Consider the following 1,356-nt stretch of genomic DNA (forward strand, 5'->3'; position numbering starts at 1 on the left):
AGGTTTTGCCCTTTTTTCTCCCTCTAACTTCACTTTGGGTGCCAAAACAAATTTGACCTGACACTTAAGCTCTGAAATTTCACCCCGCTGCATTCGCGCTGTAAGCTCGATATAGCGCTTGTACTCCTTGACGCTATCAAACTTCATTCCATCCTTTTCAATACGCTGTGCGTTGTATTTAGAGCGCCCTGACTTGGTTTTAGTCTTAGGCGCATATTGAGCGTGATATTCAGCGAGCGGGATGCTTGACACTGTCACCTCGCAGGGCTTTTTCCAAAATGCCCACACATATATCAACACCTTCTGATTGACATATTTGAGCTGGATCTTTATAGCCATCCATGTCTTCACGCAGCATGAGCGCCTGTTGGCGCATAGAAAATAGAGCATCTTCCATCTGCTTACATAGCTCATCAATCTTGGCCTGCTGAAAATCCCAAGCCATTTTTGAAACTTTGTGCTCATTACCAAGGAAATAAACTNACATAGCTCATCAATCTTGGCCTGCTGAAAATCCCAAGCCATTTTTGAAACTTTGTGCTCATTACCAAGGAAATAAACTGTTTTCCCATTTGCATTTAGGTTTTTAAACCATTGCTCGTGTTCACTCATGCTCACCCCCCTCTTTCCCAAATGAAATAACAAACAAATCTCGAATCGTTGCGCCAAAACCAATACTGCTTAGCAATAAATGTAGGGAGTTAGAATTTACAAATGCATCAGCTGCAAAGACAGCAAAAACAGCAAAGACAAACAGGTAAATCACTTTCAATGCCGTGGTGTTTATATTCATCCCTCACCCCCCCCTTTTTTCAACTGAGTTGTTTTAACCACACCTTTCTTCAACGCCCACGCCACACAAGCCTTGCATCTGCAGCTATGTTTTACGTATTGCGTATTGGTGCCATGTTTAACCTGATAAACCCGTGTTTCAGCTTGTTTGATTTCACCGCCGCGGGCTAAGAACTTCTCCATCTCAGTTTCAAGTTCTTTACGTAAATTGCGCTTAGCTGCTGTTTGAGCATGTGTTATGTTTCGGCCTGCTTGCACAGATTCGATTCGTTGCTGGAGGATTTCGTTCATGCTGCACCACCTGTACTCTTAAATTCCTGGCCCGCCTGCATTAAAGCCACTGGAAGACTTAAGCCCTCACCCATTAATTCTTTGGTGCGGTTCTCTATCCATGCTTTTTGCTCTGGTGATTGCTCAGGCAACATTGAATTAGGTTTTGTGTCCAGAACTATAGGCTTGTTCGTTACGGCTTTGGGCTTCTCCCAAACAGCCTGACTTATCCCCTTCTCGGCATACTCCTGAATCACATCAGCGTAATTGTCTTTGAATGCCTCATAAGCCAAA

3 protein-coding genes and 1 pseudogene are annotated in these 1,356 nt (G+C 43.7%); all 4 read right to left on the reverse strand.

Features of this window, described 5'->3' with window-relative positions:
- Positions 1-243: DUF1064 domain-containing protein (locus OKC24_RS20185; RefSeq protein ID WP_438800954.1), on the reverse strand; the 243-nt coding region annotated here is incomplete at its 3' end.
- 361 nt (positions 244-604) lie between these two features.
- On the reverse strand, positions 605-793 hold the full coding sequence (locus OKC24_RS19650) for a hypothetical protein (protein ID WP_265466285.1): 189 nt from the start codon (positions 791-793) through the stop codon (positions 605-607).
- Positions 790-1,083 carry a hypothetical protein gene (locus OKC24_RS19655; RefSeq protein ID WP_265466286.1) on the reverse strand — a complete coding sequence of 98 codons (294 nt, stop codon included), beginning with the start codon at positions 1,081-1,083 and terminating at the stop codon, positions 790-792. The genes OKC24_RS19650 and OKC24_RS19655 overlap by 4 nt, the downstream gene beginning before the upstream one ends.
- Positions 1,080-1,356 (reverse strand): annotated as a pseudogene (locus OKC24_RS19660) (hypothetical protein); the annotation flags it as partial. The gene OKC24_RS19655 and the pseudogene OKC24_RS19660, both read right to left, overlap by 4 nt.

The organism is Acinetobacter entericus (genome assembly GCF_026168575.1).
In the GTDB taxonomy this organism is placed as follows: Bacteria; Pseudomonadota; Gammaproteobacteria; order Pseudomonadales; family Moraxellaceae; genus Acinetobacter; species Acinetobacter bouvetii.